The 8664-nt window shown below is 37.0% G+C and carries 8 protein-coding genes; 1 reads left to right on the top strand and 7 read right to left on the bottom strand.

The genetic code is table 11. The features are described from left to right. Positions 1-423 (bottom strand): ATP-binding cassette domain-containing protein (locus tag AFK68_RS42265; protein ID WP_246844340.1); only part of this gene is annotated, 423 nt, incomplete at its 3' end. Between the two features lie 1426 nt (positions 424-1849). Here AFK68_RS42265 and AFK68_RS21830 point away from each other — a divergent pair. Then, on the top strand, positions 1850-2116 hold the full coding sequence (locus AFK68_RS21830) for a hypothetical protein (protein WP_143438129.1): 267 nt from the start codon (positions 1850-1852) through the stop codon (positions 2114-2116). 1313 nt (positions 2117-3429) lie between these two features. Here the strand turns inward: AFK68_RS21830 and AFK68_RS21820 are convergent. From AFK68_RS21820 to AFK68_RS21800, 6 genes are all read right to left on the bottom strand, one after another. After that, positions 3430-3816, bottom strand: a complete 387-nt coding sequence (locus AFK68_RS21820; protein ID WP_094675035.1) for a hypothetical protein — start codon at positions 3814-3816, stop codon at positions 3430-3432. A 153-nt stretch (positions 3817-3969) separates the two neighbouring features. After that, complete coding sequence (locus tag AFK68_RS21815; protein ID WP_094675033.1) at positions 3970-4824, bottom strand: M48 family metalloprotease; 855 nt, start codon at positions 4822-4824, stop codon at positions 3970-3972. Between the two features lie 480 nt (positions 4825-5304). Continuing rightward, positions 5305-5634, bottom strand: a complete 330-nt coding sequence (locus AFK68_RS21810) for a hypothetical protein (protein ID WP_094675031.1) — start codon at positions 5632-5634, stop codon at positions 5305-5307. Positions 5635-6148: 514 nt separating this feature from the next. Beyond that, positions 6149-6304 carry a DNA cytosine methyltransferase gene (locus AFK68_RS42260; protein ID WP_256386623.1) on the bottom strand — a complete coding sequence of 52 codons (156 nt, stop codon included), beginning with the start codon at positions 6302-6304 and terminating at the stop codon, positions 6149-6151. A gap of 27 nt (positions 6305-6331) precedes the next feature. Continuing rightward, the coding region (gene dcm / locus AFK68_RS21805) for a DNA (cytosine-5-)-methyltransferase (RefSeq protein ID WP_256386622.1) at positions 6332-7554 on the bottom strand (1223 nt) is incomplete at its 3' end. 41 nt (positions 7555-7595) lie between these two features. Further along, on the bottom strand, positions 7596-8664 hold a 1069-nt coding region (locus AFK68_RS21800), incomplete at its 5' end, for a hypothetical protein (RefSeq protein ID WP_371357493.1).

Here is an 8664-nt window from a genome sequence, read left to right as displayed (position 1 = left end):
TTTGGTAATTTCTTGTCCCAAGAGACACACTCTGCCAGATGTTGGTGTTAACAATCCTGCTAAGATTGACAGCAAGGTAGTTTTACCAGAACCGGACGGCCCCATCAATAGTTGGACATCCCCCTTTTGTACTGTCAAGTCAATATTCTTGAGTACCTGGTACGATTGTTGTCCGTTTTGATAGGCCATTGTCACCCCACAAGACGTGATTGCTGCTGTTCTTAAGCTAGCAACATCTCTAGGATTAGAAAGAGATAGGTTTTTAGTTTGAGTGGCAGCAGCCATGTACATATTGAAAAAAATCATTCCGAAAAACATAAAATAGAGAGTCTCGACCGCTTTTTCTCTATGAATGGAGAGGCTTTGTACCTTAATTTTTCGGTAATTATAATCAATAGCAATGGGAATAAGTAGTGATATCAAATCCGGTTAATTGGATATAGAAGCCATTTGGTATAGCGTTTCTCAAGCTTATGAGGTACACAAGCTCTTTAATTTCTTTTCTATTCCTGATTCCTCATTCCCTATTCCCTCCATACCTATNCGTTTCTCAAGCTTATGAGGTACACAAGCTCTTTAATTTCTTTTCTATTCCTGATTCCTCATTCCCTATTCCCTCCATACCTATTCCCTCCATACCTATTCCCTCCATACCTGTTCCCTCCATACCTATTCCCTAAAACAAACGAATTTTGTACCTCACGCTTCTTGGGAATTGCTATATCTCCAGAAAATAGGGAATAGGGAGAAGTAATTGATAAAAAATGGGTGATAATTGATTTGAGGATTGGATGAGTGGGAGATATCTAATACACCCCATCTCCCTATCTCCCCATCTCCCTATCTCCCCATCTCCCCATCTCTCTCCTCTGTTTTTAAATAGATCCCTTTAGGGGTTCTATAGATCGAGAATAAAGATGACAACAGCTAATTGGCGCTTAACGCCTGGTTACATCAGCGAATACGGTTCGGATGTAAGCTCAATACATATTTTGTGAGGCCGTTTTTTAGCAGACCGCAAATCAGAAGACCCAATGGTGGAAAAACCAGTATTTTCTGAGGATGGTAAATTTGAATGGGGATACGCACAACCTCTAGAGAAGGTGATTTCAACCCGTGAAGATTTTGAATTTTTGGCTACCCATCCTCAACTATTCCGGAACGCTATTACCATTATTGAACCTTGGGAACACGTCGGTATCAATAACCAAGGTGAAGAAGTACGAGCTTCCAAAAACCTTGCCTTTATGACTCAAACAATATGTGACTCAATATTGTTTCCAGCCTGGTCAACTGGTATCATAGACCTGGATCTAGTAGTTCCAATTCTTACCTCCAGTATGGCGATAGTAATAGAAGGAGGGGGTACGTCCGTTGACGATCCTGCTCAATGGACTCATCCCAACTGTTCTCGCGATGATATGTTTTCTCTCGTAGAGGCTTTGCTGCTGTCGCGAAATCCCTGTACTAGCCCTATGATTATGATTTGCCTGGGCTATCAATTAGCAGCAGAATGTCATGTGCGCTTATTGCGTAAAGCAGTAGCAGAGGTTTTAAGTATAGAATCTTTGGAAAATGATAAGACAGGAGATGCTTTACCTTTCATTCAGGATGTCTGCAAAAAAATTAGTGCTGTGGGAGAAGACCTACCTANAGGGCGTCCGTACGGGAGAAGGACTGTTGTTGGGTTTTGTTCCTCAACCCAACCTACATTTATTGCACCATTTAAGGTGTGTCAGTCTAGTAGGGTAGTTGCTAAAGGATGGAACGACCCACAATTTGCTGTAGTCCGTAATGAAGAGAAAGAAATTGGCGATCGCGAAGCGGAACGGAGTTCTATCGCTATTTATTGCCTTATGAACCCCCCAGCCCTAAAACATCAAAAATTCCTATAGAACTACTGAAAGCTCACGATGTAATGGCGGATGAGTTTTCAGGAGTTATTGATACTATGATTCTCCAATATGAGAACGATATCAATATTGCTATGTTCCACTCTGATGAGGTAAATGAAGAAGCAGTCCTTTTTGCTAACTGGGCATACATGATGCTCCACGATGCTTTAGTTCCTTATCGCTATCTCATAGCAAATAGTCCTCTTGCTTGGCTATTATAGCAGGGAACAGGGAACAGNATATTGCTATGTTCCACTCTGATGAGGTAAATGAAGAAGCAGTCCTTTTTGCTAACTGGGCATACATGATGCTCCACGATGCTTTAGTTCCTTATCGCTATCTCATAGCAAATAGTCCTCTTGCTTGGCTATTATAGCAGGGAACAGGGAACAGTGGGAAAAGTGTTTCCGTGGTCTTTGATTCATCATCAGTCTATGTCCTAATCGCCCTGGCTGTTGCTATAAGATTGCCTTATTCTGTATAAATTTTAGCTTCTACAGAAATTGAAGGTGGTGAAATTTTAACGGAATGCTCTTGTACTTGTATCAACTACAAAGATTTTGAAACCAAGCAAATTAGGCGTTCCTTTACTTGTCAGTTTCACCTAGAACTATTTTCCGATCTCCGAGACATGGGTAAACGTCCGCCCGCGTCTTATGCAGAGTTAAAAGAAAGCGATGGTATCCGTTTGTTGACGAGACTCCTTTACGAAGGGATGCAGGAATAATAGCGTTTCACTGAAGTCAAAAGTTAAAAGTCAAAAGTTAAAAGTAAGATTTTATAGGCTCAAAATTTCGATGCTACACGCGCAAGTCAGTAGGGGTGATTCGCGAAAATTGTGGGTAAGGAGCCAATCACCGAAGACCTCTCCCCGTGCCCCTCTCCTGCAACGCTAGCAGGGAAGAGGGTTGGGGGGTTAGGTTTTTTCAACTCACATTTTCGGCGTTGGTGAAGAGCATGTATGATACTAATCTTAATTATTTAGGAGTCAGGAGGTAGGGACGTTTTGCTACGCGACATGTTTGCGGAGCATTCCGGAACGGAAAACGCATTTTTGTTACGCAACGTCCGTACGGAGTCAGGAGGAAAGAAAGAAGAAGAAAGAATAGTAGAGGGAGAAAGTTTTTTGTTTGCGCTCTTATCCGGACAATAAATCATACCGTGTTTCACCAACGCCACATTTTCAAGCTAGCTACTACTGTGGTCTACCGAAATGAAAACCCCTGTAAATGCTGGCGTGATAGATAACTAAACAACCAAAACCTTGTAGGGACGTTCCATTGAACGTCCCTACTGTTGTCTACTAATTAGGGTTTGCTGATTAAATCTCAAACCATTTACAGGTAAAGACTGTAACCTTTTTAGGTCGAAAAAAGTGCCTGATTTTCAGTTGAAAATGCTCAAAAAGTTAGCATTTTGGGCAATAGTATGGCGGAAAAATCACTCTTGTAATTCTTTCTTCTAGCTCCCCTATAATTCCCGTTTCTCCTGACTCAGTCCTCCTGACTCCTGACTCCTACCCTGATTTGGAGAATTATTCTTTAGGTTTAGTCAACACATCCCAAGCTGCTTGACCTGCTTTAACTAAGCGATCGCCAAAATCCTGGACTTCTTTCACTGCTGTCTCCCAGTTAGTTTCGATATCTTTCTCTATCTTTTTACCAGTTTCTTCTATTTTCTGGGGATCGATAAGTCTAATTCGTTCGATAGTTTCCCTTGCTTGTTTTACTGCTTGAATATAACTATCACGGGTAAACTCTCCTGCAGCTTCCATTTCTGACTGAGCCAATCTTTTGATTGCCTCCATCAATTCTTGGGTTTCTTGCTGAGGGTTGCTACTTCCAGTAGTAGAGGTAATTGCATTTGATTCTTGCTCTACTTCTACAATAGCTCCTTCTTTTTGCTGATTTTGTTCCGTCATAATTTTTTGCTCCTAATTTTACTAATTTACTGATTACAATTTACATTATATAGCTATAGCTATAAGCATTCAGTTCTCAAACTTATTCACAGTCATAAATTAACTTCTGAATTCTAAATTCTGAATTCTGAATTCTGAATTCTAAATTCTAACTTATCCCAATAATTTTTGCTCTAATTGTAACAATTTTTCAATCCTTGCTTCTGTGGATGGGTGGGTAGAAAATAAATTCGCCATCATTCTACCAGAAAATCCATTGATAATTAATAATGGTGCAAAAGCAGGATTAGCATTTAATGGCATTTGTCGGGCATTCTGCTCTAACCTTTGCAAAGCTTGAGCTAGAGCGCGGGGGTTGCCAGTTAAGTTACCAGCTCCCGCATCGGCAGCAAATTCACGAGTCCGAGAAATTGCCATTTGCACAATACTTGCAGCTACCGGAGCTAACATAATAGTCAATAACATGACTACTGGGTTAGCTCGGTTGTCGTTTCTCGAACCCCCACCAAACCACATAGAATAACTAGCTATTTGAGTTAACCAAGATATTCCACCTGCTATTGTAGCAGCTACCGCTTGAGTAAAGGTATCACGATTTTTGATATGACTAAGTTCATGGGCAATAACTCCTTCAAGTTCATCCTCTGGTAATATTCTCATAATACCTTCTGTGACTGCCACTGCTGCATGATGGGGATCACGGCCTGTAGCAAAAGCATTTGCTGAAGCAGTAGGAATAATATAAACTGCTGGCATAGGTAGACGTGCGCGATCGCAAAGTCTTTCTACGATTTCATATATTCCAGGTGCTTCTGCTTGACTTACTGGTTGAGCATTATAAGCTGCCAGAGCAATTTTATCTGAGAAAAACCAGGAACCTAAGTTCATTATAGCAGCTAAAAGTAGACCTATTGTAGCACCAGTTGTGCCACCTATTAACCAATAACTAACTGTAACTAATAGGGCACTAAGTATACCTAATAAAGCAACAGTTTTTACTAAGTTCATAAAGGGTGCCTCCTTTCAAGGCTAATGGTTGCTATTTATATTATCTGGTAGTTTTTGGTTTTTTATGATTTCTATTTCATTGTAGCTATGATTATTTATCTATTTATAGTCGGAAAACTTGACAAAAAGTTCGGTTTTCCTTTTATAGTTATTAGCACAGGGAGTAGGGAGTAGGGAGTAGGGGGAAAGAATTGATAATTTATGTGAGATAATTGATTTTATTTTTTATTAAGGGAGTAGGGAGTAGGGGGAAAGAATTGATAATTTATGTGAGATAATTGATTTTATTTTTTATTAAGGGAGATGTCTATTGTAGCCAGGCGAAATGTTTTTGGAGAGTTGCTCTAATCCCCGGTACAAAAACAACTTCTGTCCGTCGCCAATCCGACGGCTTTCCTATCTGGCTTTGTTAATTCTCCCTTGCTCCCCCACCTCCCTACTCCCCCACTTCCTTACTTCCCACACTTCCCTACTCAAGATTTATTCCATTTCAAAATGATAACTGGTATGGCTGCCATTGGGATATAAAAAAGTACAAACAACTGCTACTTCTGGATTATAATTATTCATCAATTTTTCTAAACCCATTTGTTGCCAATCAGTAATTATTGATGGGATTTGACTAATAGGTTTAAACTTCACTTGCCAGTCTGCTAAAACTGTACTATTTCCCTCTAATTGTCTAAAAATTATTACCGTACCTTTTTCCGCAATTTGTTTATATCCTTCAGAGGCAGTTGTTGTTATTTTTTCTGCATTTTCTTGAATTACTGCTAATTGTTCTGCTTTTGATTCTAGAGAATTTTCCATGATTTTTATCCTTTTAATTTAACCAGAATTTTATAACATAATAGCCATAAGAAATGATTTATGAAAAAAACTCTAGGGGTTTGGTTTCCAAATCCCTTATAGCAATGTGCGCTGGCATATTTATAGATTATTTTTTGTACACCTTTTTTAAAAGGCAGTTTGAGCTGGGGGTTGTAAATACTTGAGCGCTCACTGCTANAAATGATTTATGAAAAAAACTCTAGGGGTTTGGTTTCCAAATCCCTTATAGCAATGTGCGCTGGCATATTTATAGATTATTTTTTGTACACCTTTTTTAAAAGGCAGTTTGAGCTGGGGGTTGTAAATACTTGAGCGCTCACTGCTATATGCGCTTGGGTTAAGAAATGATTTATGAAAAAACTGTAGGGGTTTGGTTTTCAAATCCATTATGAGCTTGGGTTTGGAGACCAAACCCCTACGATAAAATATTATAACCTACTTAGGATTGCTATATCATGGATTATTTTTTAACTCAAGCTCAAAAGGCTAATAGCTAGTTAATTATATTCAATAACAATTCTTCAGCAACGGCTTTAACTACATTAATACTTACAGAATTTCCCAATTGATAATAAGCCTTATTATTGTCAGGATGCAAAATAAAATTATCTGGAAAACCTTGTAATCTCCCAGCTTCCCTCGGAGTAATTTTTCTGACTCTATTTTGATGATAAANGCTTTAACTACATTAATACTTACAGAATTTCCCAATTGATAATAAGCCTTATTATTGTCAGGATGCAAAATAAAATTATCTGGAAAACCTTGTAATCTCCCAGCTTCCCTCGGAGTAATTTTTCTGACTCTATTTTGATGATAAATTCCCAATCTATTAGCATCACTTGCCACCAAAGTTACAGAAATTTTATCGGGGTCTAAAAACTTGTAAACTTCAAAAGAAAAATTACCTGCCACTGGCTTATATTTTGACTCGACTATTTGCAAATAATTTTTACTAACTAAAGAATTGAGCAATATATCCAACTGAGGATGAGGAAAAAAACTAGCTATTTGTTCCTGACTCAACAATTTACCATCTTGATGTTTCCCAAATTGACTATTTCTCCGTTTCAAAATCAAACGGTTCATTAATTCTATTTCATCAGCACTACATTTTCCTCTTAATCCCAACTCCCAAGAATGAATCGAATTTCCACCCCGATAATCAATTAATCTCATACCATGTAATTTATCCAAGTTTCCATTTAATCTCTCTTTTAATGCTGCCACAAATTTTTCCGAACAATTATATTTTTCATCTGGATTATCTTCTAAAATATCTGCCACAGTTATAGATTTTTTCTGAGGATAAAATAAAGATAATTGTTGCGGTTGATAAGAATGAGAATCTTTCGGACCGGGGTCAGAAATTAAATTAAATTTTGGTGTTTTATCTAAAACTCCGACAATATAAACCCGGAGTCGATTTTGGGGTAAATTAAAATTCGCACTATTCAATAAAAATATCTCAAAATTATACCCTCTACTTTTAATTTCATGTTTAATAGTTTCGATAGTTCTGCCTTTATCATTAGTCAGCAAACCACGGACATTTTCAAAGATAAAACCTTGGGGTTTGTATGTATCTATTAATCTGGTAATCTCAAAAAAAAGCGTACCTCTAGTATCTCCAAATCCAGCTTTTTTTCCAGCATAAGAAAAAGATTGACAAGGAAATCCTGCTAATAATATTTCATGGGGTGGTAATTTTTCAATTTTGCGGATGTCTCCTACAGGATATTTACCAAAATTTTTTTCATAAACCAAACCAGCATCAGGATTTATTTCACTACTTAATACACATTCAGTTTCAATGTTTAAATATTCGGCAGCTTGTTCAAAAGCTAATCTCATTCCACCAATACCAGCAAATAAGTCAATAAAACTAATTTTGGTCATTTTATAATTGTTATAAATATTATGTAAATTATCCTTTTTTTTCAATCATTATTGTTTTCTAAGTAATCTCTCAAAAAATTACAAAGAATTGACAACTCATTTTTAGAAAATGCCACAGTGCAGTGGCTATGCAAACAAATTGTTTGTAAGGCTGACTGTCTTTCAAAGTTTCCTGCTCCATCTATAACATAAGCAATTTTGTGACCTGCTGCTTCAACTTGTTCATAACGAGCTTTTGCTTGTCCTCCTTTACGTTCAATAACACTATTAGTAGTTACTTGAAAACTTACTTCTATAGCTACATATTTCTGGTTTTTTGTGACTATAATATCAAATGAAGTTAAGCGTCCTGTAGTTTGGTCAGTATGAGTTACATTAGGTAAGGTAGCATCAGATTTGACTTCAATTCCAATAATTCCAATTTCATCTTTTATGTACTGAGCAACAAATTTTTGGGCTAGATGACCTAAAGCATTAGATTTTGCACCTCCTGTAATACGACTAACCCAAATATATCGCTGCTTAATAAAACTATCTAATTCACTAGGTTTACCCAAATAATCACCAATTTCACATCTTGCTAAAATTGAAGCAATTTCTTCATTAGCATTGCTATAGGAACTTCCAAATAAAAGAAGCGCAATAGCATCTTTTTGTCTTTCATCTAAAGAATGTTTTACAAAAAGGTCTTTTCCATTAATTTTAAGAGTTTGATTACTTAAAGTTTTTGTAGGTAAGGCTTGAAACTTATAAATGCGCTGACTACTTTTCCAGTAATATTTCATTTCTTCATTAGGAAATAAATTTTTAAACTCTCTACTTATACGTTTAAGCATTTCTCCTCCAAAGTCAGCCATAATAGCTAAATGCTTAACAAATAAGTTTCCTGACAAAGTTGAAGAGTTGACTATTGTAAATAAGTCCTCTAATTCTAATACATCAATGCTTAAAATTTTAATAAATTGCTCTTGTGTTTTTAACAACAATGGCATTATGCTTAACTCTGCTTCCATTTCAGCTAATTCTGTAGGCCAAAATTTGGATGCTGCTTTTTCTAATTCTAGAAACGTTTTTCTATAATCTTCTTTTGGGTTATTCATTATATATTTT

The sequence above is a fragment of the Hydrocoleum sp. CS-953 genome, assembly GCF_002260545.1.
GTDB lineage: Bacteria > Cyanobacteriota > Cyanobacteriia > Cyanobacteriales > Microcoleaceae > Trichodesmium.
The sequence above is the reverse complement of the archived record's forward strand: the minus strand, read 5'-3'. Positions and strand labels throughout refer to the sequence as shown.

Bases quoted from the DNA above. Each gene is read 5' to 3' on its own strand.
- AFK68_RS21820 (WP_094675035.1), bottom strand. From the start codon at position 3,816: ATGACGGAACAAAATCAGCAAAAAGAAGGAGCTATTGTAGAAGTAGAG.
- AFK68_RS21815 (WP_094675033.1), bottom strand. From the start codon at position 4,824: ATGAACTTAGTAAAAACTGTTGCTTTATTAGGTATACTTAGTGCCCTA.
- AFK68_RS21810 (WP_094675031.1), bottom strand. From the start codon at position 5,634: ATGGAAAATTCTCTAGAATCAAAAGCAGAACAATTAGCAGTAATTCAA.